This window comes from Stenotrophomonas sp. PFBMAA-4 (assembly GCF_030053215.1).
Taxonomy (GTDB): Bacteria; Pseudomonadota; Gammaproteobacteria; order Xanthomonadales; family Xanthomonadaceae; genus Stenotrophomonas.
This window is the reverse complement of the sequence record NZ_JASGBW010000035.1, coordinates 1-26,230: the sequence shown is the minus strand read 5'-3', so window position 1 is coordinate 26,230 and position 26,230 is coordinate 1. Positions and strand designations below refer to the sequence as shown.

At 68.2% G+C, this 26,230-nt stretch carries 19 protein-coding genes; 11 read left to right on the top strand and 8 right to left on the bottom strand.

What is annotated here, in order from left to right; genetic code table 11:
• The first annotated feature begins 105 nt into the window (after positions 1–105).
• Positions 106–846 (top strand): DUF3011 domain-containing protein, encoded by a 741-nt coding sequence (locus tag QMZ26_RS18145; protein WP_200733583.1) that lies wholly within the window; start codon positions 106–108, stop codon positions 844–846.
• Positions 847–946: 100 nt separating this feature from the next.
• Here the strand turns inward: QMZ26_RS18145 and QMZ26_RS18140 are convergent, their stop codons facing one another.
• Both QMZ26_RS18140 and blaL2 read right to left on the bottom strand, forming a co-directional pair.
• Complete coding sequence (locus QMZ26_RS18140) at positions 947–1,588, bottom strand: hypothetical protein (RefSeq protein WP_283222256.1); 642 nt, start codon at positions 1,586–1,588, stop codon at positions 947–949.
• A gap of 60 nt (positions 1,589–1,648) precedes the next feature.
• Positions 1,649–2,545, bottom strand: coding sequence for a L2 family extended-spectrum class A beta-lactamase (gene blaL2, locus QMZ26_RS18135; RefSeq protein WP_283222255.1), 897 nt, complete (start codon positions 2,543–2,545; stop codon positions 1,649–1,651).
• Positions 2,546–2,721: 176 nt separating this feature from the next.
• On the opposite strand from blaL2, the gene ampR reads away from it, so the two are divergent.
• Positions 2,722–3,588 (top strand): LysR family transcriptional regulator AmpR, encoded by an 867-nt coding sequence (gene ampR, locus QMZ26_RS18130; protein ID WP_079222909.1) that lies wholly within the window; start codon positions 2,722–2,724, stop codon positions 3,586–3,588.
• 29 nt (positions 3,589–3,617) lie between these two features.
• Here the strand turns inward: ampR and abc-f are convergent, their stop codons facing one another.
• Positions 3,618–5,483, bottom strand: a complete 1,866-nt coding sequence (gene abc-f, locus QMZ26_RS18125; RefSeq protein WP_079222910.1) for a ribosomal protection-like ABC-F family protein — start codon at positions 5,481–5,483, stop codon at positions 3,618–3,620.
• Between the two features lie 336 nt (positions 5,484–5,819).
• On the opposite strand from abc-f, the gene QMZ26_RS18120 reads away from it, so the two are divergent.
• The 3 genes from QMZ26_RS18120 to QMZ26_RS18110 all read left to right on the top strand — a co-directional run bounded on the left by QMZ26_RS18120 (position 5,820) and on the right by QMZ26_RS18110 (position 10,561).
• Positions 5,820–8,207, top strand: coding sequence for a TonB-dependent receptor (locus QMZ26_RS18120; protein ID WP_079222911.1), 2,388 nt, complete (start codon positions 5,820–5,822; stop codon positions 8,205–8,207).
• 159 nt (positions 8,208–8,366) lie between these two features.
• Entirely contained in the window at positions 8,367–10,064 is a 1,698-nt protein-coding gene (gene ybaL / locus QMZ26_RS18115) for a YbaL family putative K(+) efflux transporter (RefSeq protein ID WP_283222254.1), read from the top strand.
• 221 nt (positions 10,065–10,285) lie between these two features.
• Positions 10,286–10,561: a hypothetical protein gene (locus QMZ26_RS18110; protein ID WP_283222253.1), complete on the top strand. Its 276-nt coding sequence runs from the start codon at positions 10,286–10,288 to the stop codon at positions 10,559–10,561.
• A gap of 239 nt (positions 10,562–10,800) precedes the next feature.
• On the opposite strand, the gene QMZ26_RS18105 is transcribed toward QMZ26_RS18110, so the two are convergent.
• On the bottom strand, positions 10,801–12,087 hold the full coding sequence (locus QMZ26_RS18105; protein ID WP_283222252.1) for an aminotransferase class V-fold PLP-dependent enzyme: 1,287 nt from the start codon (positions 12,085–12,087) through the stop codon (positions 10,801–10,803).
• 154 nt (positions 12,088–12,241) lie between these two features.
• Positions 12,242–14,827 carry an ATP-dependent chaperone ClpB gene (gene clpB, locus QMZ26_RS18100; RefSeq protein WP_283222251.1) on the bottom strand — a complete coding sequence of 862 codons (2,586 nt, stop codon included), beginning with the start codon at positions 14,825–14,827 and terminating at the stop codon, positions 12,242–12,244.
• Between the two features lie 230 nt (positions 14,828–15,057).
• Between clpB and QMZ26_RS18095 the strand changes: the two genes are divergently transcribed.
• From QMZ26_RS18095 to QMZ26_RS18080, 4 genes are all read left to right on the top strand, one after another.
• Positions 15,058–15,573: a sigma-70 family RNA polymerase sigma factor gene (locus QMZ26_RS18095; protein WP_283222250.1), complete on the top strand. Its 516-nt coding sequence runs from the start codon at positions 15,058–15,060 to the stop codon at positions 15,571–15,573.
• A 32-nt stretch (positions 15,574–15,605) separates the two neighbouring features.
• Positions 15,606–16,547 (top strand): FecR domain-containing protein, encoded by a 942-nt coding sequence (locus tag QMZ26_RS18090; protein WP_283222249.1) that lies wholly within the window; start codon positions 15,606–15,608, stop codon positions 16,545–16,547.
• 67 nt (positions 16,548–16,614) lie between these two features.
• Positions 16,615–19,371, top strand: a complete 2,757-nt coding sequence (locus QMZ26_RS18085; RefSeq protein WP_283222248.1) for a TonB-dependent receptor — start codon at positions 16,615–16,617, stop codon at positions 19,369–19,371.
• 37 nt (positions 19,372–19,408) lie between these two features.
• Positions 19,409–20,536, top strand: a complete 1,128-nt coding sequence (locus tag QMZ26_RS18080; RefSeq protein WP_283222247.1) for a cytochrome c peroxidase — start codon at positions 19,409–19,411, stop codon at positions 20,534–20,536.
• A gap of 6 nt (positions 20,537–20,542) precedes the next feature.
• Here the strand turns inward: QMZ26_RS18080 and QMZ26_RS18075 are convergent, their stop codons facing one another.
• Positions 20,543–21,874, bottom strand: coding sequence for an aspartyl protease family protein (locus QMZ26_RS18075; RefSeq protein ID WP_283222246.1), 1,332 nt, complete (start codon positions 21,872–21,874; stop codon positions 20,543–20,545).
• An 88-nt stretch (positions 21,875–21,962) separates the two neighbouring features.
• Positions 21,963–22,787: a DUF3014 domain-containing protein gene (locus QMZ26_RS18070; protein WP_283222245.1), complete on the bottom strand. Its 825-nt coding sequence runs from the start codon at positions 22,785–22,787 to the stop codon at positions 21,963–21,965.
• Positions 22,788–22,940: 153 nt separating this feature from the next.
• On the opposite strand from QMZ26_RS18070, the gene QMZ26_RS18065 reads away from it, so the two are divergent.
• Together QMZ26_RS18065 and QMZ26_RS18060 are read left to right on the top strand one after the other, a co-directional pair.
• Entirely contained in the window at positions 22,941–23,504 is a 564-nt protein-coding gene (locus tag QMZ26_RS18065) for a hypothetical protein (RefSeq protein ID WP_283222244.1), read from the top strand.
• Between the two features lie 94 nt (positions 23,505–23,598).
• Positions 23,599–24,309 carry a glutathione S-transferase gene (locus QMZ26_RS18060; protein WP_079222919.1) on the top strand — a complete coding sequence of 237 codons (711 nt, stop codon included), beginning with the start codon at positions 23,599–23,601 and terminating at the stop codon, positions 24,307–24,309.
• Between the two features lie 24 nt (positions 24,310–24,333).
• On the opposite strand, the gene QMZ26_RS18055 is transcribed toward QMZ26_RS18060, so the two are convergent.
• Positions 24,334–25,941 (bottom strand): hypothetical protein, encoded by a 1,608-nt coding sequence (locus tag QMZ26_RS18055; protein WP_200734271.1) that lies wholly within the window; start codon positions 25,939–25,941, stop codon positions 24,334–24,336.
• Between the last annotated feature and the right edge of the window lie 289 nt (positions 25,942–26,230).

Genomic DNA, 26,230 nt, shown 5'->3' with positions numbered 1-26,230 from the left:
GTATTCTGCGGCCGAGGCCCCGGCCGGGGCAAATGCGGACAGTCACACGGGCTTTATCCAGCCCGTCCTTATAGTCGCGCACCACACACCGTATGGGGATTGCCCATGAAACCGCTGTCCCTGGCCAGCCTGGCCCTGACCTTGTCCGTGGGCGGCCTTGCCGGCCTCGCCCTGCCCGTCGCCCCCGCCGCTGCGCAGAACGGCGTCGTCCGCTGCGAAAGCCAGAACAACCGGGAGCGGGTCTGCAACACCGGCTGGCGCAATGCGCAGATGGTGCGCCAGCTGTCCGGTTCGTCCTGCGTGGAGGGCCGCACCTGGGGCAGCCGCAACGGCAGCATCTGGGTCACCAATGGCTGCCGCGCCGAGTTCGTGGAGGGCCGCGGCGGCTGGGGCGGTGGCAATGGCGGCAACTGGGGCGGCGGCAGCGGCGGCACCATCCGTTGCGAAAGCCAGGACAACCGCGAGCGCACCTGCCCGACCAACTGGCGCGGCGCGACCCTGGTCCGGCAGATTTCCGGCTCGGCCTGCGTGGAGGGCCAGACCTGGGGCGTCCGGCGCGGCAGCATCTGGGTCAACCGCGGCTGCCGCGGCGAATTCGCCGAGTCGCGTGGCGGCTGGGGCGGCGGCCACGGCGGTGGCTGGGGCGGCGGCAACAGCAACTATTCCGTCACCTGCAGCAGCAACAACAATCGCACCCAGAACTGCGACTGGGATGAACGCCAGGGCCGCCCGGTGCTGCAGCAGCAGTTGTCGGGCAGTGCCTGCCAGGAAGGTCGCAGCTGGGGCTATTCGCGCGGGCAGGTGTGGGTGAGCAACGGCTGCCGGGCGCGCTTCGGCACGCGGTGAGGGGTAGCGCCGGGCCATGCCCGGCGAGCGCAGCGGCGCGGTCAACCGCAGGAAAGCCGCCGGGCATGGCCCGGCGCTACCCGGGTGGCTGAGGGAAGGGTCAGGGTGCCGGCGGGGCCTCGTCGCCCCACGGCGCCGGCGGCAGCGCCACCGGCTTGCCGAGATCGAATTCGACGCGGAAGCGGCGTCCTTCCGGCCGGGTCAGCTCATAGACGAACCGCTGGTCCGGCTCGACCTCCATCGCCCAGGTGTTGTAGGTCGAGGCCAGCATGCCGGCACGGCGGAACATCGCCACCGAATCGCCATCGGCCGGAAACTGCTGGCGCTCGGCGGTGCCCGGCGGCTTGCTGTCGCCGCCGTACAGGGTGATCGCATCCGGGCTGCCATCGGCATGACGGTGGTCGTGCTTGAGCTTCAGGCCGTTTTCGGTACGGGTGATGATCCAGGTCCGCGAATGGTCATCGCCGACATGGAACGGGATGCGCAGCTCATGCCCGGGGTCGGCGCAGCCGCGCACATGCATCACCAGGCGCTGGCCGGCGAAGGGATCCTCGCCGGTCGGGGCCGGGGTGTCCTCGACAACCCTGCCCGCGAAGGCCTGGCCGCAATGGGCGGCGATGGCCGCCATGAACGCATCGGCCGGGGCCGTGGACAGATCGTGGTTGATCGCTGGCGTCTGCTGCGAACAGGCGGCCAGGCTGCACAGCGCGGCGACGGAAAGCAGGGGGGCACGTACATTCATGCCCCAACCCTAACGGCCATGCCGGGCAGGCGCAAACCGCAGCGCCCTGCCCCGCACGGCTCAGGGGATCATCGCATCGGCCAGCGCACCGACCCGCGCCAGCACGGCCGCACGCTGGTCATCATCCACCGATGCGCCCTGCAGGTAGGCGGTCACCACCCACGGCGCGCCACCGGCACGCGGCCACAGCACGGCGATGTCGTTGCGGGTGTCCTCGCCATTGCTGCCGGTCTTGTCGCCCACCCGCCAGCGCTTGCCGAGCCCGGCGCGCAGGCAGGCATCGCCGGTCTGGTTGTCGATCAGCCAATCGGCGAACTGCAGCCGGGAGGCCGCCGACAGGCCATTGCCCACCGCGAAACGGGCCAGGCTGGCGGCCATCGCCGCCGGGCTGGTGGTGTCGCGCGGGTCACCCTTCGCGAACCGGTTCATCTCCGGCTCGTAGCGGTCGTTGCGGGTGACCGCGTCACCCTGCGCGCGCAGGAACGCCGTCAGCGCGGGCGGGCCACCATTGACGCCCAGCAGCAGGTTGGCGGCGGTGTTGTCACTGGTGGTCAGCGTGCCCCGGCACAGGTCGCGCACGCTCAGGTCCTTGCCGACGTGGCGGCGGGCCACCGGGGCGTAGGACAGCAGATCCTTTTCGGCGATCGGCACGCGGGTGTCCAGCGAAACGCGGCCCGCATCGGCCAGGCTCAGCACGTGGGCCACCAGCATCGACTTGAACGTGCTGCACATCGGGAAGCGCTCGTCCTGGCGATGCCCGGCGATGCGACGACCGCTGCCGGTGTCCAGCACGGTTACGCCCAGGCGGCCGCCGCTGGCCTTCTCCAGCGCGGCGAAATCGGCGGCATTGGCAATGGCGGCCGGCACGGCGGCGGCAGCGCGCGCCAGTGCGGGCGCAAGCAGGGAGGATGCGAGGGCGGCACCACTGAACTGCAGGAATCGGCGGCGGGCGTGCATGGGCGGGCTCCGGTGGACGAGCACCGATTATCGGGAGCTGCGACGCGGCGCCACCAGCGGGAATTTTCAGGGGAAGGCATGAACTGAATTCATGTCTGCCGCAAATGAACCCAGGCCATGGCGAGGGTGCGACGTGTCGCGCTAGGATCAGCCATCACCCCACCTCACACCTGGCCATGCTGCACCCGACCCTGCCGCTGAATGCCCTGCGCGCCTTCGAGGCCGCCGCCCGGCACCAGAACTTCACCCGTGCGGCGCTGGAGCTGTGCGTCAGCCAGGCCGCGCTCAGCCACCAGATCCGTGGCCTGGAGGACCGGCTGGGCATCCGCCTGTTCCACCGCCTGCCGCGCGGGGTGGCACTGACCGACGAGGGCGCCGCGCTGTTCCCGGTGCTCAATGAATCCTTCGAGCGCATCTCGGCCAGCATCGCCCGCTACACCGGCGGGCCGGCGCGGGAAGTGCTGACGCTGGGCGTGGTGGGCACCTTTGCCACCGGCTGGCTGCTGCCGCGGTTGGCCGCGTTCGAAGCCGCGCACCCGGATATCGAGCTGCGCCTGCAGACCCACAACAACCGCATCGACCTGGCCGGCGAAGGCCTCGACCTGGCGATCCGCTTCGGCGATGGCGACTGGCAGGGCCAGGCCTGCACGGCGATCCTCGAGGCGCCGTTCGCGCCGCTGTGCGCGCCGGCGCTGGCGCGGCGCCTGAAGCAGCCGCGCGATCTGGGCACGGTGCCGCTGCTGCGGTCCTACCGCAGCGATGAGTGGCCGCGCTGGCTGCAGACGGCCGGGGTGAGCGGCGTGGAAGCGCGCGGGCCGGTGTTTGATTCGTCGTTGACGGTGGCGATGGCCGCGGCCGGTGGCGCCGGCGTGGCCCTGCTGCCGCTGCGCATGTTCGAGCAGGAGCTGGCCGAAGGGCGCCTGTTGCAGCCGTTTGCGACCACGCTGGAACTGGGCCGCTACTGGTTGACGCGGCTGCGCTCGCGTGCCGAGCGCGAGCCGGCACGGCGCTTCCGCGAGTGGCTGCAGGCGCAGGGCGGGTAACCCCGCCGGGCATGGCCCGGCACTACCCATTACCCTTCCAGCAGCTCCATCCACGCGGCTTCGGCCTTTTCCAGCTGGGCAGCGGTGGTTTCGCGGTCGCGGCCGAGCACGGCCATGCGGGTGGCATCGGCGTAGTTGGCCGGGTCGGCCAGCTGGCGGTCCAGCTCGGCAAGGCTGTTTTCCAGCTCGGACACCTTGGCTTCGGCGGAGGCCAGCTTGTGCGGGTTGGCCGGCTTCTTCTGCACCACCTGCGCCACCGGGGCGGTCTTGACCACCACCGGCTCTTCCACCTGTTCCATGCGGGCCTTGGTGCCCTGCGCCTGCGGGCGGGTACGCAGCCAGGCGGCGTAGGCGTCGAGGTCGCCGTCGAACGGCTCGACCACGCCATCGGCCACGCGCCAGAAGGTGTCGCAGACCAGGCCGATGAGGTGGCGGTCATGCGAGACCATCACGATCGCGCCATCGAAATCGGCCAGCGCTTCGGCCAGCGCTTCGCGCATTTCCAGGTCAAGGTGGTTGGTCGGTTCGTCCAGCAGCAGCACGTTCGGCTGCTGCCAGGCGATCAGCGCCAGCGCCAGGCGCGCGCGCTCGCCACCGGAGAAGCCATCGACCGGCTCGAACGCGCGGTCACCGGGGAAATTCCACTTGCCCAGGAAATCGCGGAACGACTGGTTCGGCGCATCCGGGGCGATCTCGCGGAAGTGCTCCATCGGCGACTGGCCTTCGTGCAGCGATTCCACCGTGTGCTGGGCGAAGTAGCCGATCTTCAGGTCCGGGTGCGCCGAGCGCTCGCCGTCGATCGGCATCAGCTCGCCCACCAGGGTCTTCACCAGGGTGGTCTTGCCGGCGCCGTTGGGGCCGAGCAGGCCGATGCGCTGGCCCGCTTCCAGGCCGAAGCCGACGTTGTGCAGGATCACCGCGTCCTTGCCGTACCCCGCCTCGACATGGTTCAGGCGGATCAGCGAGAACGGCAACTTGGCCGGCGGTGCGAATTCGATGCGGAATTCGCGCTCGGCGCGCACCGCTTCGGTACCGGCCAGCTTGGCCAGGCGCTTCATGCGGCTCTGCGCCTGCGCGGCCTTGCTGGCCTGCGCCTTGAAGCGGTCGATGAAGCTCTGCAGGTGGGCGCGCTCGGCCTGTTCCTTCTCGTGCGCGATCTGCTGCTGGCGCAGCTGTTCGGCGCGCTGGCGCTCGAAATCGGTGTAACCACCCGGGTAGAGCTTGGCGCCGCCACCGTGCAGGTGCAGGGTGTGGGTGGCCACGTTGTCGAGGAACTCGCGGTCATGCGAGATCAGCAGCAGGGTGCCCGGGTACTTCAGCAGCCACTGTTCCAGCCAGTACACCGCATCCAGGTCGAGGTGGTTGGTCGGTTCGTCCAGCAGCAGCAGGTCGCTGGGCATCATCAGCGCGCGGGCCAGGTTCAGGCGCACGCGCCAGCCGCCGGAGAACGAGGACACCGCGCGGTGGTGGGTCTCGGCCGGGAAGCCCAGGCCGTGCAGCAGCTTGCCGGCGCGCGCTTCGGCGTCATAGGCGTTCAGCTCGGCCATGCGCGTATGCGCCTCGGCCACGGCTTCCCAGTCCTCGCGGGCGGTGGCGTCGGCTTCGGCGGCCAGCACCGCGGCCACTTCGATATCGCCGCCCAGCACGAAGCTCAGCGCGGGGTCGGGCAGCGACGGGGTTTCCTGGGCCACGCTGGCGATGCGTACCTTGCCGGGCAGGTCGACGTCGCCCTTGTCCGCCTCCAGCTCGCCCTTCACCGCCGCGAACAGGCTGGACTTGCCAGCACCATTGCGGCCGACCACACCCACCCGGTAACCGGCATGCAGGGTCAGGTCGACATTGGACAACAGCAACCGCTCGCCGCGGCGCAAGGCGAAATTACGAAGCGAAATCATGGGGGAAGGCGTCCATATAACCGAATGGAATGTGCTGGTAAGCACTGTTCCTGCGACGCAATTCTAGCGTTAACGAATACTTGACGCGCCCCGGGAAGCGACGCGGTCGCTCCACTTCTCTCCCTCGTCGAGTCCGCGCGCCTCCCGGGCCCCTCCCCCGCCAATGCCCGCCAGCGCTAAATGCTTGCTTTTGCAACGTTTTTTCACATGACGCGCATTTGACAGCTGTTTAAATTCCCGTTAATTGCTGTATTGCGCACCGCAACAACCGTCGTCCGCCTCACCCCCGTGATGTCGATTCCGGTGCCAGTTCCCGCCAACCGGAGCCCCACCCCGATGACCCGCAAGACCAGCCTGATCGCCGCCGCCGTCGCTGTCGCACTCGGTGGCTCTTCGTTCGCCGCTGCTGCCCAGCAGGCCGGCAGCGCCGCCAACACCCTCGATACGGTGATCGTCACCGGTACCCGCGTGGCCGACCGTACGGTCGCCGAGTCGCAGTCACCGATCGACATCATCACCCCGGAAATCCTGCAGTCCACCGGTACCGGCGAACTGGCCACCGCGCTGTCGCGCGCCCTGCCCTCGCTGAACTTCCCGCGCCCGGCCCTGACCGACGGCACCAGCGGCGTGCGCCCGGCGCAGCTGCGCGGCCTGTCGCCGGACCAGGTGCTGGTGCTGGTGAACGGCAAGCGCCAGCACACCTCGGCGATGATCAACGTCAACGGCAGCATCGGCCGCGGCGCCTCGGCGGTGGACATCAACGCGATCCCGATCGCGGCCATCGAACGCGTGGAAGTGCTGCGCGACGGCGCCTCGGCGCAGTACGGCTCGGACGCCATCGCCGGCGTCATCAACATCGTGCTCAAGGGCAGCGGCAGCGGCGGCAGCCTGGCCGTGGACTATGGCCAGTACTCGGCTGGCGACGGCAACAAGTACCAGCTCTCCGGCGACACCGGCGTGGAGTTCGCCAACGGCCGTGGCCGCGTGCACGTGGCCGGCCAGATCAGCCAGCAGGATGAAAGCAACCGCGCTGGCCCGTACCGCGGCACCACGCCGAACACCGGCAATTTCCCCGCCATCGGTGAAACCACCTTCATCGTTGGCGACCCGCGCGTGGATGCCACCGCGGCCTCGCTCAACGGCAGCTTCGACTTCAGCGACCACGTGACCGGCTACGCCAGCGCGCTGCTCAGCAACCGCGACATCACCTCGTTCGCGTTCTACCGCTCGCCCAACCACAGCGGCCAGACCGCGCTGCTGTCGCAGATCTACCCGGACGGCTACGTGCCGGAGATCAACCAGTATTCCAAGGACCGCTCGCTGGTGGCCGGCGTCAAGGGCAACACCGAGAGCGGCTGGACCTGGGACCTCAGCCTGAACCACGGCGAGAACACCCTGGACTTCAATACCCGCAACAGCATCAACTACAGCCTGGGCGCCACCAGCCCGCGCTCGTTCTACGACGGCACGCTGAAGTACCAGCAGGACATCTTCAATGCCGACGTGACCAAGTCGCTGGACTGGGGCCTGGCCTACCCGGTCACCCTGTCCTTCGGTGGTGAATACCGCAAGGAAAAGTGGGACCAGAACCCGGGCGAACTGAACTCCTACACCGGCACCGGTGCGCAGGGCTTCGCCGGCTTCACCCCGACCAATGAAGTGCACGCCGACCGCCACAACTACGCGGTCTATGCCGGCCTGGAAGCCGACCTGACCGAGAAGTTCTCCGCCGGCATCACCGGCCGCTACGAGGATTACTCGGACTTCGGTGACCGCTTCTCCGGCAAGCTGTCGGCGCGCTACGCATTCACCGACAAGGTCGCGCTGCGTGCCACCGCCTCCAGCGGTTTCCGCGCCCCGTCGCTGGCCCAGCAGGGCTACCAGGCGGTGACCAGCCAGTTCACCAACGGCGTGTTCGTCGAACGCGGCACCTTCCCCACCACCAGCGCAGCCGCACAGGCGCTGGGCGCTTCGCCGCTGAAGGCTGAAACCTCCACCTCCTACAGTCTGGGCCTGGTGCTGCAGCCGGTGGACCGCCTGTACATCACGGTCGATGCCTACCAGATCGACATCGATGACCGCATCGCGCTGTCGTCCAGCATCACCACCAACGCCGCAACCAGCGCACTGCTGGGCACGCTTGGCCTGCCGCAGGTGACCGCGTTCTCGTACTTCACCAATGGCCTGGACACCCGCACCCGCGGTGTTGATTTCGTCTCCAGTTACACCGTGCCGTTCGCGGCCAGCAGCCTGGAACTGACCGCGGCGTACAGCTACAACGACACCAAGGTGCAGCGCGTGGGCGGCACCCCGGCCGTGTTCAGCACCCTGGGCCTGACCCAGTCGCTGATCGGCCGCGATGAGATCGGCCGCATCGAGGACAGCTACCCGCGCGACAAGACCGTGCTGAGCGGCACCTGGCGTTCGGACCACTGGGAGCTGGGCCTGGCCGCCACCCGCTACGGTGAGTTCACCGTGCGCAACTCGGCCACCGCCCTGCGCGACCAGACCTACGGCGACAAGTGGGTGCTGGACGCATCGGTGAGCTACAAGCCGAGCAGCAACTGGACCCTCACCCTGGGCGCCGACAACCTGCTGGACGAGTACCCGGACCGCACCGAAGACCTGCAGAACTCGACCTTCGGCATGCTGCCCTACAGCAACTACTCGCCGTTCGGCTTCAACGGCGCGTACGTCTACGGCCGCATCAAGTACAACTGGTAAGCGGTAGTGCCGGCCGCTGGCCGGCATTCCCGGGCCCTGATGGGGTCAGAGCCCTTTTCCCGCGGGAAAATGGATCTGACCCCATTTGCTTGCAGGGTTTGCTGCATCTGGCTCATTAGGTGAAAATCGGGACATCCCCCCGATTTCCTGCGAGTGCCGATGCACCATGACACCGACCTGATCAACATCGTGGCCGTTGGCCTGGGGCTCGCCTTCATCTTCGGCGCGCTGGCCAACAAGCTGCGCTTGTCTCCTCTGGTCGGGTACCTGGTGGCTGGCATCTGCGTCGGCCCGTTCACCCCCGGCTTCGTCGCCGACCAGGCGCTGGCCAACCAGCTGGCCGAACTGGGCGTGATGCTGCTGATGTTCGGCGTCGGCCTGCACTTCTCGCTGAAGGACCTGATGGCGGTGAAGGCCATCGCCATCCCCGGTGCCATCGGCCAGATCGCCGTGGCCACCCTGCTGGGCTGGGGCGTGGCCTGGCTGATGGGCTGGCCGGCCCTGCACGGGGTCATCTTCGGTTTCTCGCTGGCTACCGCCAGTACCGTGGTGCTGCTGCGGGCGATGGAAGAACGCCGCCTGCTGGAAACCCTGCGCGGCAAGATCGCAGTGGGCTGGCTGATCGTCGAGGACCTGGCCTGCGTCCTGGCGCTGGTGATGATGCCGGTGCTGGCCGGCGTGTTCGGCCCCGACGCCTCGAAGGAAACCCACAGCATCGGCAGCGTGCTGGCCGATATCGGCTGGACCTTCGTGCAGCTGGGCCTGTTCGTGGCGGTGATGCTGGTGGTCGGCCGCCGGGTCATCCCGTGGATCCTGGAGCGCATCGCCGGCACCGGTTCGCGCGAGCTGTTCACCCTGTCCGTGCTGGCCATCGCGCTGGGCGTGGCGTTCGGCTCGGCCATGCTGTTCGGCGTGTCGTTCGCGCTGGGCGCGTTCTTCGCCGGCATGCTGCTCAACGAATCCGAACTGAGCCACAAGGCGGCACATGACTCGCTGCCGCTGCGCGATGCGTTCGCGGTGCTGTTCTTCGTGTCGGTGGGCATGCTGTTCGACCCCAACATCATCGTGCAGCACCCGTGGCAGGTGCTGGCGACGGTGGCCATCATCATGTTCGGCAAGTCGGCGGCGGCGTTCTTCATCGTGCGCGCCTTCGGCCACCCGACCAGCACCGCGCTGACCATCTCGGCCAGCCTGGCGCAGATCGGCGAATTCGCCTTCATCATCGCCGGCCTCGGCGTGGCGCTGCAGATCCTGCCCAAGGAAGGCCAGTCGCTGGTGCTGGCCGGTGCGCTGGTATCGATCATGCTGAACCCGCTGGTGTTCGGCCTGCTGGACCGCTGGCAGGCCAAGCAGGAGCAGTCGCCGCAGTCGGCCGAGCCCGAAGAGGCCACCGGCCCGTCGCGCGACCTGCATGACCACGCCATCGTGATCGGTTATGGCCGCGTTGGCAGCGAGCTGGCCCAGGTGCTGCGCGACCGTGGCGTGCCGGTGCTGGTGATCGATGACAACAAGGAACACGTCGAGCAGGCGCACGCCAGGGGCCTGGCGGCGATCCGCGGCAGCGCCGCTGCCGACCGGGTACTGGCCGAGGCCCACCCGGAGCGCGCGAAGATCGCGGTGCTGGCCATTCCGCAGCCGCTGGAAGCGGGTGAGGCCCTGGCCAAGCTGCGGGCGATCAACCCGGACCTGACCCTGCTGGCGCGGGCGCACAGCGATGCGGAAGTGAAGCATCTGCTGGAACACGGTGCCGATGGCACGGTGATGGCCGAGCGCGAGCTGGCGTATTCGCTGGCGGAGATGATCATGTCGACGCCGCCGTACCGGAACCTGGGGCAGCACAGCATTCCGGTGGTGTGAGGGGTGTGCGGGCGGCAGGGCTTGCAGCCCTGCACCTGCTGCGAGCCAAGGCAACGTCAACGTCAACGTCAACGTCAAAAGCCTGCATTCCGTGGGATGGCGGGGTGGGTCCGGTGGCAGGGGACGCCGTAAACCCGTCCATGGGGGCTTGGTCGCGGCATCCATGCCGCTCACACCCCTGCCACCGGACCCACCCCGCCTTCGACAGGTTCCCGCTGCTGTTGGAACTGCTGCTGTTGGAACTGCTGTTGGAACTGCTGCTGTTGGAACTGCTGCTGGGAATGTTGCTGCTGGAAATGCTGCTGGAAATGCTGCTGGGAATGCTGCTGTTGGAACTGCTGCTGGGAATGCTGCTGTTGGGGATGCTGCTGTTGGGGATGCTGCTGCTGGGGATGCTGCTGCTGGGGATGCTGCTGTTGGTGGGTGCCGACCGTTGGTCGGCACTGGGTCGTATCCCGTTACTGCACAACAGGCTCGATCTGGTCCTGCTCTGGTAGGTGTCGACCTTGGTCGACACGGTAGATCCACGCCATGCGTGGATGCTCTTCGATGGCCATCCATCCACGCATGGCGTGGATCTATCTCAAAAAAAAATCCCCGGCGGGCCCGCACCCGTCGGGGATCTGTACTGCTGGGGATTGCCAGTTCTGCCACGCCTTGGAGAGGCAGTTCCACCGTACCCCATCCTGCGCGGGGTGGTGATCGCCGCTGGCGATGACGACCAAGCCGGTGGCTATCAGGCCGCCGCCAGGGCCTGTTCGAGATCTGCGCGCAGGTCGTCGATATGTTCGATGCCGATCGACAGGCGCACGGTGTCCTCGCTGACACCGGCACGGGCCAGTTCGGCGGCGTCGAGCTGGCGGTGCGTGGTGGAGGCCGGGTGCGTGGCCAGGGATTTCGCGTCGCCCAGGTTCACCAGCCGGGTGAACAACTTCAGTGCATCCAGGAAGCGCGCGCCCGCATCGCGGCCACCGGGCAGGCCGAAGGTCAGCACGCCGGAGCCGTGCCCGCCCAGGTAGCGCTGCGCAGCGGCATGTTCGGGGTCGTCGGCCAGGCCGGCATAGCGCACCCAGGCCACCTTCGCGTGCGCCTGCAGGTACTGCGCCGCCGCCAGCGCGTTGGCGTTGATGCGCTCCATGCGCAGGGCCAGGGTTTCAATGCCCTGCAGGATCAGGAAGGCGTTGAACGGCGACAGTGCGGCGCCGGTGTTGCGCAGCGGCACCACCCGCGCGCGGCCGATGTACGCCGCCGGCCCGAGCGCTTCGGTATAGACCACGCCGTGGTAGCTGGGGTCGGGTTCATTCAGGCGGGCGAAGCGTGCGCGCTGCGCGGCCCAGTCGAAGCGGCCCGAGTCGATGATCGCCCCGCCCAGGCTGGTGCCGTGCCCACCGAGATACTTGGTCAGCGAGTGCACCACGATGTCGGCGCCGTGCTCGAACGGGCGCAGCAGGAACGGCGTGGCCACGGTGTTGTCGACGATCAGCGGCACGCCAGCGGCGTGGGCGACCTCGGCGATCGCGGCGATGTCGGTCACATTCCCGCGCGGGTTGCCGATGGATTCGACGAATACGGCTTTGGTGCGTTCGTCGATGAGCGCAGCGAAGGCGGCCGGGTCCGCCGGGTCGGCGAATCGTGCCTGGATGCCGTACTGCGGCAGGGTGTGCGCCAGCAGGTTGAGGCTGCCGCCATACAGCGCGCTGGCCGCCACGATGTTGTCGCCGGCCTCGGCGATGGTCTGGATGGCATAGGTGATGGCCGCCTGCCCCGATGCCAGCGCCAGTGCACCGATGCCGCCTTCCAGCGCCGCCAGGCGCTGTTCCAGCACGTCGGTGGTGGGGTTCATGATGCGGGTGTAGATGTTGCCCTGCACCTTCAGGTCGAACAGGTCCGCGCCATGCTGGGTGTCATCGAAGGCGTACGCCACGGCCTGGTAGATCGGCACCGCCACCGCGCGCGTGGTCGGGTCGGGACGGTAGCCGCCATGCACGGCCAGGGTTTCCAGTTGCCACTGCGGGTCACTCATCGCACCTGACTCCATCCGGGAAACGGCCACCATAGGGCAGCCGTTGCGCACGGGTCAGATCAGCTCGGCATATCGCCCTTACCCGCCGTTATCAGCGCACAAAAAAGGCGCCGCGCGATGACCGCGCGGCGCCCCGTCTTGCACTACCTCTGGATCAGGCCTTGGCGAACACCAGGTGGCCGCCATCGTTGCCGACCTCGATGGTGTCGCCGTTGACGAAGGCCCCCGAGAGGATCTTCTGCGCCAACGGGTTTTCCAGCTGCGCCTGGATCGCGCGCTTCAGCGGGCGCGCGCCATACACCGGGTCGAAGCCCACGTTGCCGAGCAGGTCGAACGCTGCATCGGACACCACCAGCTTCAAGCCACGCTCGGCCAGGCGCCGCTCCAGGCCACGCATCTGGATGCGGGCGATCTGCTTGATCTGCTGCTTGTCCAGCGGGTGGAACACCACGATGTCGTCCAGGCGGTTGATGAACTCCGGGCGGAAGTGCGCCTGCACCACGCCCATCACTGCGGCCTTCATCTGCGTGTAGGCCTCCGGACTGTCATCGCTGCCCATGTCCTGGATCTGGTGCGAGCCCAGGTTGGAGGTCATCACGATGACGGTGTTGCGGAAGTCCACGGTGCGGCCCTGGCCATCGGTCAGGCGGCCATCGTCCAGCACCTGCAGCAGGATGTTGAACACATCCGGATGCGCCTTCTCCACCTCGTCCAGCAGGATCAGCGAGTACGGGCGGCGGCGCACGGCCTCGGTCAGGTAGCCACCTTCCTCGTAGCCCACGTAACCCGGCGGCGCACCGATCAGGCGGGCCACGCTGTGCTTCTCCATGAACTCGCTCATGTCGATGCGGATCATCGCGTCGGCACTGTCGAACAGGAACTCGGCCAGCGACTTGCACAGCTCGGTCTTGCCCACGCCGGTCGGGCCGAGGAACAGGAACGAGCCACCCGGACGATTCGGATCGGACAGGCCGGCACGCGAACGACGCACGGCATCGGAGACGACCTTGATCGCTTCTTCCTGGCCGACCACGCGGTTGTGCAGCACCTCTTCCATGCGCAGCAGCTTGTCGCGCTCGCCTTCGAGCATCTTGTTGACCGGGATGCCGGTCCAGCGCGAAACAACCTCGGCGATCTCCTCGTCAGTGACCTTGTCCTGCACCAGCTTGAAGTCGTTGGCATCCAGTGCCTGCGCAGCAGCCAACTGCTTTTCCAGCTGCGGCAGCAGGCCGTACTGGATCTCGCTCATGCGGGCGAAATCCTGGCGGCGCTGTGCGGCTTCCAGGTCCAGCTTGGCCTGCTCCACCTGTTCCTTGATCTTCGTGGCGCCCTGCAGCGCAGCCTTCTCCGACTTCCAGATTTCATTGAGGTCGGAGAACTCGCGCTCCAGGCCGTCGATGTCATTCTCAAGATCGGCCAGGCGCTGCCGCGAGGCGTCGTCCTTCTCCTTCTTCAGCATCTCGCGCTGGATCTTCAGCTGGATCACCCGGCGTTCCAGGCGATCCAGCTCCTCCGGCTTGGAGTCGATCTCCATGCGCAGGCGCGAAGCGGCCTCGTCCATCAGGTCGATGGCCTTGTCCGGCAGCTGGCGGTCGGTGATGTAGCGGTTGGACAGCGTGGCGGCGGCGACGATGGCCGGATCGGTGATCTCAACACCGTGGTGCACCGCGTACTTTTCCTTCAGGCCACGCAGGATGGCGATGGTGTCCTCCACCGACGGCTCACCCACGAACACCTTCTGGAAGCGGCGCTCCAGCGCGGCATCCTTTTCGATGTACTTGCGGTACTCGTCCAGCGTGGTGGCACCCACGCAGTGCAGCTCGCCCCGGGCCAGCGCCGGCTTGAGCATGTTGCCCGCATCCATCGCACCATCGGCCTTGCCCGCACCCACCATGGTGTGCAGCTCGTCGATGAAGAGGATGATCTGCCCTTCGCTCTTGGCCAGGTCGTTGAGCACGCCCTTCAGGCGCTCCTCGAATTCGCCGCGGAACTTGGCACCGGCGATCAGCGCGCCCATGTCCAGCGACAGCACGCGCTTGCCACGCAGGCCCTCGGGCACTTCGTCGTTGATGATGCGCTGGGCCAGGCCTTCCACGATCGCGGTCTTGCCCACGCCCGGTTCGCCGATCAGCACCGGGTTGTTCTTGGTGCGGCGCTGCAGGACCTGGATGGTGCGACGGATTTCCTCATCGCGGCCGATCACCGGGTCGAGCTTGCCACTCTCGGCACGCGCGGTCAGGTCGATGGTGTATTTCTCCAGCGCCTGCCGCTGTTCTTCGGCGTTTTCCGACTGCACGTTCTCGCCGCCACGCAGCTTGTCGATGGCGGCCTGCAGGCGCGCCTTGTCGGCGCCGGCGGCGCGCAGCGCCATGCCCAGCGTGCCGCTGTCTTCCAGCGCGGCCAGCACGAACCACTCGCTGGCGATGAAGGCATCGCCGTTCTGCTGGGCCAGCTTGTCGGTGTGGTTGAGCAGGCGCCCGAGGTCATTGCCCATCGAAACGTTGCCGGCCTGGCCGGACACCTTGGGCAGCGCGTCGAGCGCCTCGGCCAGGCGCTCGCGCAGCACCGGGACGTTGACGCCGGCCTGGGCCAGCAACGGACGCGTGCTGCCGCCCTGCTGGTCCAGCAGCGCGCTGAACAGGTGTGCCGGTTCGATGATGCTGTTGTCGCGGCCCACGGCCAGCGACTGCGCGTCGGCCAGCGCCTGCTGGAAACGCGAGGTGAGCTTGTCCATCCGCATTGCGAATCCTCATCGGTCATCAGTGCCGGCCCGCGCCGGCGATGCAGGGAAGATGCGGTTGCCCCACCCGGTTTCAAGGGTGGCTGCGACTGCACCATTGGGTTGGTCAGCCTGTGGCAAGCATGCGCCCGGGCGCGTAGGCAGCGCGTTGATCCAGCGCAAGCCGCGCGCCAGGGCTGGCATGCCGGCCTCGCCAATGCCATAATTGCGAATCATTCTCATTTCGATCCATGCGCGACCGCGCCTTCCGCATGCACGCACACCACGAGCAACTGGGCACGCTGTACCGCGACCACCACCGGTGGCTGCAGGGCTGGTTGAGCGGCCGCGTGGGCAATCGCGATGTGGCCGACGACCTCACCCAGGACACCTTCGCGCGGCTGCTGCAGGGCCGCGATCTGGCCGCGCTGCGCGAGCCGCGGGCGTTCCTCACCACCGTCGCGCGCGGGCTGGCGGCCAACTGGTTCCGCCGCCAGGCGCTGGAACGCGCCTACCTGGAGTACCTGGCGCAGTTTCCGGAACCGGTGCTGCCGTCACTGGAAGAACAGGCGCTGATGCGCGAGGCGCTGCAGCAGATCGACGCGATGCTGGACGGCCTGCCGCCGATGGCGCGCAGGGTGTTCCTGCTCGCACAGTTCGATGGACTGCGTTACGAGGCCATCAGTGAGCAGCTGGGGCTGTCGCTGTCCACGGTGAAGCGGCACATGAAGCGCGCCCTGATGGGCTGCCTGGCACACGCCTGCTGACGATGGGCGTGGAGGCTGCAGGCGAACGGGCGTTGTCGCCCCGTGTGCTGGAACAGGCGGCCGACTGGCTGATGCGCCTGCACGAGGACGGCAATGCCGTGCAGCGTGCGCAGTGGCAGCGCTGGCACGATGCCGATCCCGAGCACGCACGCGCCTGGCAGCGTGCGGAGCGGCTGCTGGCGCTGAGTGGCCTGGTGCCACCCGCCCTCGCCCATGGCGCGCTGCAGCGCCCTGCATCGCCCGGCCGACGCGCCGTGCTGCGCAGCGTTGCCGCGCTGCTGGTGGCGCCGCTGGGCGGCTGGCTGGCCTGGCGCCTGTACGACGATGCGGCCTGGGACGCCAGCGTGCGCACCGCCGTGGGCGAACGCCTGCGCCGCGTGCTGGACGACGGCAGCGTGCTGCACCTGGCCACGGCCAGCGCCGTCGATATCGCCTTCGATGGCCAGCAGCGCCTGCTGCGGCTGCGGCGCGGCGAGATCCATATCGACACCGCGCCCGATCCACACCGCCCCGCGCGGCCCCTGCGGGTGGCTACCCCGCAGGGGATGCTGCAGGCGCTGGGCACCCGCTTCAACGTGCGCCTGTTCGACGATGCCACCCTGCTGGTGGTGCAGCAAGGCGCGGTGCAGGTGACCACCGCCGCCGGTGCCACGCAGCGCGTTGCAGCCGGCCAGCAACTGCGCTGGGGGGACGCCGGCTTGGCCGCACCGCAGGCCGCTGCGCCCGGCAGCGACGCGTGGCTGCACGGCATGCTGGTGGCCGACAGCCTGCCGCTGCAGGTCCTGCTGCATGAACTGGGCCGCTACCACCGGCGCTGGCTGCGGGTGGATGACACCGTGGCGGCCCTGCCGGTGTCCGGCGCATTCCCGCTGGATGACCTGCCGCGCAGCCTGTCGATGCTGGCCGCCACCTATCCGCTGCGCATCGATCAGGGCCTGACAGTACGCGTGCGCGCGGCCGCCTCGACGCAATGACACTTTTTTCGATCCTGCGTGGCAGAGGAAGTGAATCCTTCTTCTGCCGGCTCCCTCCATGCCTGTGATGCCACCCCGTTTCCGCTACAGCCTGCTGGCCATCGCCCTGGCTGCCACACCCGCCTTCGCCCAGACCGCACCCGCCGGGCAGCCCGCCAACGCACCGGCCTCGGCATCGCTGGGCAGTGCGCTGAGCGCCTTTGCCGCCCAGCATGGCGTCGCCCTGTCCTTCGATCCGGCGCTGACCCAGGGCCGCACCGCGCCGCCAGTCGATGAGGCAGCGGGCGTGGACGAAGGCTTCAGCACGCTGCTGCAGGGCACGGGCCTGCGTGCAGTGCGACGGGCCGATGGCAGCTACACCCTGCAGGGCGCGAAGACCACGCGGCAGACGCAGCCGCTGCGCGTGGGGGCGTCCGATGGCAAGGTGGCGCTGCCGCAGGCGCTGCCCTTCGGCCAGGGCGTCACCCTGGATGCCGATGCCCTGGATGCGCAGGTGAAGGGCAATGGGGACATCGCCACGGCCCTGCGCAGCAACCCGGCGGTGCAGTTCAGCGATACCAACCGCAGCAGCCGCAACATGGGCGAAATCCGCCCGGATGATTTCAGCATCAATGGCGCGCCGTACTACCAGAACCTGTTGCTGCTCGATGGCGCCACGATCAACAACGATCTCGATCCGGCCGATACGCCCGACAACGGCAACCCCGCGCACAACTTCGATGTGCCCGGCGGCGCGCAGGGCATCGCCGTGGATGTGGACCTGCTGGAATCGCTGACCGTCTACGACGCCAATGTGCCGGCCTCGTTCGGCCACTTCCTGGGCGGCGTCGTGGACGCGCGCAGCCGTTCTGCAACCGACGGCCTGCACGGCAAGGTCTGGTTCCGCATGGCCCGCTCGGCCTGGGACAGCATCATCGCCAACGACGCGCAGCAGGAGAACTTCGAGGAATCCGACACGTACAAATACCAGCCGCAGTACGACAAGTACCGCGTCGGCGCGCGGCTGGAAGGACGCACGCGCGGCGGCCTGGGCATCATCGGCACCTTCACCCGCACGCGCTCGGAGATCCCCCTGCGCGCCTACGCCGGCGGCCGTGAAACCACCGGCGCGGACGTCAACACCCGCACCCAGACGCGCGAGAACACCAGCGCCACGGTGGCCCTGGACTGGAGCAATGGTGAAGGCCTGCAGCTCGGTGCCAACCTGTCCTACGCGCCCACCGACGATGTCTACTTCATCTCCAATTCGCGCGATTCGTACTTCAGCATCAAGTCCGGCGGGCCCACTGCCAGCCTGCGCGCGAACTGGACCGGCACGGCCTGGACCCTGCGCAACACCCTGAACTACAGCGAGGTGGAAACCAGCCGCCGCGGCGACCTGGACTACATGCGCAACTGGCTGATCTCCGACGACTTCGACTGGGGCGTGTCGGGTATCAGCACCGAGGGCAGCTGGGGCAACATCGACCAGCACGACCGCCGCATCGGCTACCGTTTCGTGGCCGACCGCGAACCGCTGCAGCTGGGCAGCAGTGAACACACCCTGCAGTTCGGTGCCGGCGTGCAGCGCCGCGATGGCGACTACCAACGCCTGAACGACCACCGGGTACTGCTGAGCACCGCCACCACCCGCAGCTGCACGCTGTCCGACGGCAGCGTGGATGATTTCAGCTGCTCACTGTCGCCGACCAGAAGCGGCGGCACCGGCCAGTACTTCAAGCGCATGTTCCTGTTCCATGCCGGCCAGTTCGAGGTGAGCGGCGAAGAGTACGAAGCCTGGCTGCAGGACGACATCCGCATCGGCAACTGGAACCTCCGTCCCGGCCTGCGCCTGGACCGCAACAACCTGTGGAAGCAGACCAATGTGTCACCGCGCCTGGCCGCGTCGTGGGATGTGCTGGGTGACCAGCGTACGGTCATCAACGCCGGCGTGAACCGCTACTACGGTCGCAGCTTCTACAGCTACCTGCTGCGCGATGGCCGCGAGCGCCTGCGCGACACGCTGGACCGCACCAGCGCAAGCACCCGCTGGGAAGATGCGAAGAGCACCAGGAACGTGGCCACCAACCGCCTGAGCGATGTCGATTCGCCCTACACCGACGAATGGACCCTGGGCGTGGACCAGCAGGCGTTCGGCCTGCAGTTCCACCTGAAGTACGTGGACCGCAGCAGCCGCAAGGACATCCTGCGCCGCAAGGTCGACAGCCCGGACCGCGACCTCTACAACCTCAACACCTTCGAATACACCAATGAAGGCCGCAGCGATTCGCAGACGTGGACGCTGTCGGTCAGCCCGCAGCGCCCGTTGGAGTTTGCCGGCACCCGCAACAGCTTCCAGCTTTCGGCCGACCACACCGATGTGAACCGCAACTACAACAGCTACGAAGACCACCCTGACCTGTTCGAGCGCGTGCGCCTGGATGGCAAGCTGATGTACCGCTATGAACTGCCCGCCACCCAGTACCTGCGGCCCTGGAGCGCACGCCTGAGCACCCGCACCGACATTCCAGCCTGGGGCCTGAGCTGGAACAACTTCTTCCGCTACCGCGCAGGCTTCGAAGGCACCACCGAGGGAGCCCTGGAAGTCATCGACGGCGAAAGCGTACGCAACCTGACCACGCGCCGCTTCTCCGGCAGCTGGACCTGGGATGCCAACCTGGAATACCGCCGGGCCCTGCCGCGCGGGCAGGAAGCCTATGTGCGGGTGGAAGTGCAGAACGTGCTCAACCGCACCAACCTGACCACAGCCAGCGGTGCCGCCGCCGGCACCATGTACTTCGAACCTGGCCGCAGCTTCTGGCTGGAAATGGGCTATTCGTTCTGAGCCGGCGGCCCGGCAGGCATCTGCCGGGCCATTGTCGATGAAGCGCCTGCACCCACTGCGCCTGGCCCTGCCCGTCGCTGCCCTGTTGCTGGGCAGCGCGGGCGGGCCTGCGCCTGCGCGCGACACGCCCTGCCCCGAGGTGCTGCCCGCCCGCCCGGACGGTCCCTGCCTGCGCGCGCTCTACAGCGGCCCCAGCACGCGCTGGCCCGCGCCGGAGGTCGACCCCGGTGTTGCCTGGCAGGAACTCGCGCCGTTGCCGGCACCGGTCGATCCTGCAGGCAATCCATCCACCCCGGCCAAGGTCGCGCTGGGGCGCCGGTTGTTCTTCGATCCGGTCCTGTCGAAATCACGGCAACTGGCCTGTGCCAGCTGCCACGATCCCGATCTGGGCTGGGCCGATGGCCGCCGCGTATCGTTCGGCCACGACCGCCAACCCGGCCGCCGCAATGCACCCAGCGTTGCCATCAGCGCACACGCATCACCGCTGTTCTGGGATGGGCGCGCCGCAACGCTGGAAGACCAGGCCCTGCACCCCATCGCCGATCCCATCGAAATGGGGTTCAGCGCGCAGGGCGCCGTGCGCCGCCTGCGCCGCGACGCGTCCTATCGCCGTGCGTTCAACGAGGTGTTCGCGCAACCGCGCATCGATGCCGCCCAGCTCGGCCAGGCCATCGCGGCCTTCGAGCGCAGCCTGTCGCCACGCAACAGCCGCTTTGATCGCTTCCTGCGTGGCAATGCGGGTGCACTGGAGGATGCCCAGCTGCGCGGCCTGCACCTGTTCCGCATGCAGGCCGGCTGCATGAACTGCCACAGCGGGGCCGCGCTCACCGACAACGGCTTCCACAATCTCGGCCTGCACTTCCACGGACGCCCACGCCAGGACCTGGGCCGCTACGAAGTCACTGGCGATCCCGCCGACAGTGGCCGCTTCCGCACGCCATCGCTGCGTGGCGTGGCCAGCACCGCGCCGTACATGCACAACGGCCTGATCCCGCGCCTGTCGGGCGTACTGGCGTTCTACAACGTCGGCGGCGCGCGCCCGCGGGCACCGGCCTCGCCTGCGGCCGATGCGGCGCCCTTCCCTGCGCGTGATCCACTGCTGCGGCCACGCGGGCTCAGCCGCCAGGACCTGCAGGACATCGAGGCATTCCTGCAGACCCTGTAGCTGCGATCAGCCGCCGGCGGGTGGCGCGGCAGCCGGCTTCGGTGGCAGCAGCGGCGGCGCGGCAGCAACGGCAACCGGGCAGCCATAGGTGCCGGCAACGTCCATGTACAGGCTGTAGCGCTGGGTCGCGGCGAAACCCACCCGCCAGTCCGGGTTGAACAGGGGGTCAGGCCCCGGTGCCAGGCCGATGTCCACCGGCAGGTTCAGTACTTCCTCGCCGATCATCACCGGCGTGGTCGCCTCGACGTACTGGATGTCTTCACTGCCCGCAGTGGTGATCACGTTCTTGCGCCGGATCGCAGACGCGGGCGGCGCTGCCGGCAGCGTTCCACGGGCCTGGAAGGCGCCATTGAAGCCGGTATCCACCTTGACCAGCACGTTCTGCTTGCCGGCGCGGATCGGATAACGGACGTCATATGCATTCCCCCACAGCGTCGACAGCGTGGCCATCCGCCGCGTGCACGGCACCGGGGTGGCAGTGGCCTGGATCACCAGCGCATCCTTGTTGATGCGCACCCGGCCCAGCGCGCGCAGCACGTCCAGGCCGATGCGTGGCAGGTCGTCCTGGCCCAGCACTGCGAAGGACACGCCGCGTACCGACAGACCGCCGATCTCGAGATCGGCCGGCGCCGCCAGCGCATACAACTGCCCAGGCTTGCCATCGGCCACCATGAAACCCTCGGTCAGCGCCAGCCCGAGTTCGGCCGCCAACGTGCGCCCGATGCGCGAATGCGCCGCGCCGCTGTCCAGATGCACGCGCACCTCGCGTTCGCCGGTGGCGGTACGGACCTTCAGGGCGAACGTCGGCAGTTCGTTGTTCATCTGCAGGGGAACGCTGACATCGCTGGCAGGTGCCGGCACTACCAGCGCATTGCGCGGCCAGGAGGTGAAGCGCTCGAAATGCGGCTCACTGATGCCGGCAAGATGGATGTCGCCCACCTGGCGTTTCAACAACGGCCGGATATCACGCTCCAACAGCGTGCGGACCTGCAGCATCTGCGTTGCCCATCCGGCGATATCGCCCTGCAGCAGCAGATTGCCGGCCAAGGTGGCCGAGCACAGGTACTCGACGCCCTTCACGCTGTCGGCCGGTTCACTGGCCACGGCCTGCAGGCATTGCTGGGCGGCTTTGCTGGAGCGTTCCAGCTCCCCACGCACCCGGTAGAAGCCTGCCTGGCCCAGCAGTCCCTTTGCCCCCTGGGTCTTGCCCAGCGCCTGCAGCCTGCCCAGTTCGGCCAGGCGCACGCTGCGGGTGTAGCGATAGGGATCGCTCAGTTCGGCGTTCGCTGTGTCCACGGTGGCGGGCGAAGCCACCGCCGTGGCGAACAACGCACTCACTCCCAACCACATTGCATGCATCGAGGTTACTCCTGTCTACCCGACGCCGACCGTATCACGGTGGTGATGACATCTGCCGCTGCAGCCTTCAGCCGCGCGTGATTGAACTGCGGATCGCGCGCAGCTGCTGTTTCACCGCACGCTCCTGCGTGGCATCCATGCGCAGCAGCGCCTTCTGCCCCACCGAGCGCGACTGCAGATCGGGATCGGCAAAGCGATAGCGGCCCCGCTCATCACGCACCACCGCCACCGGCCGCGCCGGTTCCGGGGTTTCCAGCAGATGATCGATCACCGCTACCAGGCGGTCGTTGAAGTAGCCCTGCGGCCGCCCGAGGTCGACGTAGGCCTGCTGGATCAGTGGATAGAAGCGCTTGTACGCCGTACCCGTTGCCGCAGGATCGAGCGCGGTGAATGCCTGCACGTAGGGTGCATAGCGCGCCGCGTTGCCTGCGGCGATCTGCTCGCCGTTTTCGCCGGCCTCCACCTGCAGGCCGCCGGGCAGCGGCCGCGTGGCCAGCGCAGACGGTGGCACGCTGGTCTTGTCCAGGTTGTCCACGTGGGTGACCAGGCGCTGGATCAGGTGATCCCGCAGCAGCAGCGCCAGCCCGCCTTCCCCCTGCAACAGGCCGCTCAGCGCGGTCCATGCAGCAGTATCGCTGTCTTCCATTTTTGGCAGCGCCGGATCGGCAGCAACGTCGGTGTCCAACGGATGCTGGATGGCCGGTGCCGAGGGCGCGGCCTCCGTGGCCGGTGCCGCAGGGGGTGCCGCGGTCGAAGGCGGTGCCGTCTGGGCAGGTACCTCCACGCGATCGGCCAGACCCTGCCACTGGTCGCGGAACAACCACGCACCCGCACCGCCAACCACCACGACGCCCAACACCCAGGGCCACACTGCTTTTCCACTCTTCTGCATGATGCGCAACCTCGCTCTGCAAACTGCTTGGACTACGTCAGACCGGCACGCGTTTGCGGGGTTCCCCGCCGCACTCGACCGTGTACTGACGCGTTTACACTGCATCTTCGCGCAGGCCGCATGAATGCCCGCTTCGCCCACTCTGGAGTTCCAATGAAACACACCGCGGCACTACGCCTGTTCCAGCCCGGCATCGTGCTGTTTGATCCGCAGGTGCTGGATGCACTCCTGCGGCAGCACCTTGCACCGGGCGAAGCACCTTTCAGCAGGTTCGTTGATGACCCGGCGGTCGGTGATGCGGCCACGCGGGCCGGCGCGGTATTCCCGATGTACCCCATCGAAGAAGACGACTACGCGGTTTTCGTTGAACCCTCGCCTATTCCCGAGGGTGCGACACGCTGTTTCAGCCATCCCGGCGCCCCGCTGCGGGTGGACAGCGGCGTGTTGATCGCCGCCGACCTGCACGCGTTGATGGCGTGGGATGCGGACTTCTTCCTGCACTACCGCCAGCGCCTGCAGGAGCGCCTGCCAAACAGCGACTATCTGGACGTGGTTCCAGGCTGTTACGACGTCGCCATCCATGGGTACACCGGCCTGCCGCAGCCGCACCCTGCACAGGGCTATGGACTGCAGCTGCGGGCCGTGGCCGAACTGTCCGCGATGCGAGTAGCGGACGATTTCGACTTTGCCCTGCCCATCGCACCGCCGCGGGCCTGAAGCCAGATACTGACGTCGCCCACGCCCGGCGCTCACGCCTGCTTTGCGTCGATGCAGCGACTCTGGGAGCTGGTTCGTTGCGAAGGAACACGCCATGCACTACGCGCTGTATTACTGGACCGGCATCCAGGGCCGTGGCGAGTTCGTGCGGCTGGCACTGGAAGATGCCGGCGCCGGGTACGTGGACATGGCACGCGTCCATGGTGATGCGGTCATGGAGCCGTTCCTGCAGGGCCAGGCCGAGGGCGGGCAGCCATTTGCACCCCCGTTCCTGAAGGCCGGACGGCAGGTGATCGCACAGGTTGCGGCGATCCTGGACTTCCTCGGCCCCACGCTGGACCTGGTACCGCAGGCGGCCTCGCGGCGGATGCAGGCGCTGCAGCTGCAGTTGACCATCGCCGATCTGGTGGCCGAAGTGCACGACACCCATCATCCGATTGCCGCCTCGCAGTACTACGAGGAGCAGAAGGCCGAGGCCAAGGCGCGCGCGGCAACGATGCGCAGCGAGCGCCTGCCGAAGTTCCTCGGCTACTTCGAGCAGGTGATCGAGGCCAACGGCGGTCGCCACCCGCTGCGCGAGCACTCCTACGTGGACCTCTCGCTGTTCCAGCTGCTGAGCGGCCTGGACTACATGTTCCCGAAGCGGATGCAGGCCCTGGCGCCCACCCTGCCCCTGCTGCGGGCGCTGCAGGAGCGGGTGGCGAAACGGCCGAACATCGCCGCCTACCTGGACTCGGAGCGGCGGCTGGCGTTCAACACCAACGGCATCTTCCGCCATTACCCCGAGCTGGACGGGGACACCTGACGCCGGGCCATGCCCGGCGCCCCATCAATGCCCGGTGTCAGCCAACGGCTTCACCGGCTGCTTCTGCAGCGACAGCAGCCCCAGCAGCACGGCCAGCGCCACGTAGGCCCCGGCAAACTGCCAGCTGATGATGCGCGCCAGGCCCTGCAGATCCCACGGCAGGTAGATGCCACCGCGCGGGTCGACCGAATGGATCAGGCCGAACAGGGTCAGGCCGGCCGCCACCAGCAGGAAACCGCAGGCGCGGCGCAGGCGGCCATCGACCATCGCCGATACGGTGGCGATCCACAGCATCGAGGTGATGATGAAGCCATTGCCCAGTGCGAAGATCACCGCCAGTTCCGGCAGGCCGTGGCCATCGACGTGGGTCAGCAGCGCGCCCATCTGGTCGGCGGGAATCCAGCCCGGCGCCTTGATCGCCAGCAGATACGCCGCCGAGGGCAGGAAGCCCAGCACCATCGCACCGGCGTGCTGGCGCGGGGTGGCCTGGAACGCCTGGGTGGTGATGTCGATGGACACGTAGACGATGATCGGCGCCAGCACCGCCAGCGGCAGCCACTGCACCAGGCCGGAAATGATGCCCAGCATGCCGCCGATGCCGACGAACAGGCCGGTCAGCAGCGTGTAACCGCTGCGTGCGCCCATGTGCTTGTAGGCCGGCTGGCCGATGTACGGCGTGGTCTGGGCAACGCCGCCGCAGACACCGGCCACCAGCGTGGCCACCGCTTCCACCAGCAGGATGTCGCGGGTGCGGTAGTCATCGCCGGCCGCGCGCGCGCTCTCGGACACGTTGATGCCACCCACGACCATTAGCAGGCCGAACGGCAGCAGCAGCGGCAGATAGGTCATCGCCGTCGGCAGGCCATCGATGAAGCCCAGCGTGGGCAGCGGCAGCACCACCTGCGGCGGCACCCAGGCCGGCACCTGGAAGCCCGGCACGCCCAGCCCGGCCAGGCCGAGGCCGTAATAGAGGACGGTGCCGAACACGAAGGCCAGCAACACGCCCGGGCCACGCACCGGCAGCTTGCCCTTGGCGATCAGCACGTACAGCAGCAGGCCCAGCGTGGTGAAGCCGACCAGCGGCGAACGCAGGGTTTCCAGCAGCGGCAGCAGGCCCATCAGCACCAGGGCGATGCCGGCGATGGAGCCCAGCAGCGCCGCACGCGGCAGCGCGCGGGTCACCGCTTCACCGAAGAAGGACAGGATCAGCTTCAGCACGCCCATGATGACCAGCGCGGCCATGCCCAGCTGCCAGGTGGCGATTGCCGCGGCGTGCGGGTCCATGCCCTGCTGCTTGAAGGCAGCAAAGGCCGGGCCAAGCACCAGCAGGGCCATGCCGATGCTGGTCGGCGCATCCAGGCCCAGCGGCATGGCCGTGACATCGTCGCGGCCGGTGCGTGCGGCCAGGCGGCGCGCCATCAGGGTGTAGAGCAGGTTGCCGACCAGCACGCCGAAGGCCGTGCCGGGGAACATGCGGCCAAACACCACATCGGCGGGGAACTGGAACATGCCGATGAGGGCCATGGCGATGAAGCCAAGGATGGAGAGGTTGTCGACGACCAGGCCGAAGAAGCCATTGAAGTCGCCAGCGACGAACCAGCGGCGCGGTGCGGCGGGAGCGGGAGCGGACATGGAAGGGGCGGGGGGGGGGGGGACCGCCGATGGTAGGCCCAGCGGGGCCTGGGCGCCAATTCCGTCATGGAATGATGGGTTCCAGCCAACGGCGGGGCCCCTCGTGGCTGGGTCTCGAACGGCGATCTCCGGACTGGGCCGGGCGGGTGGGTGGGGGGGGGGGCCCCCGGCCCGCCCCCCCGGGGGGGGGCGCCCCCCCCCCCCCCCCCCCGCGCCCCCCCCCCCCCCCCCCCCCCCCCCCCCCCCCCCCCCCCCCCCCCCCCCCCCCCCCCCCCCCCCCCCCCCCCCC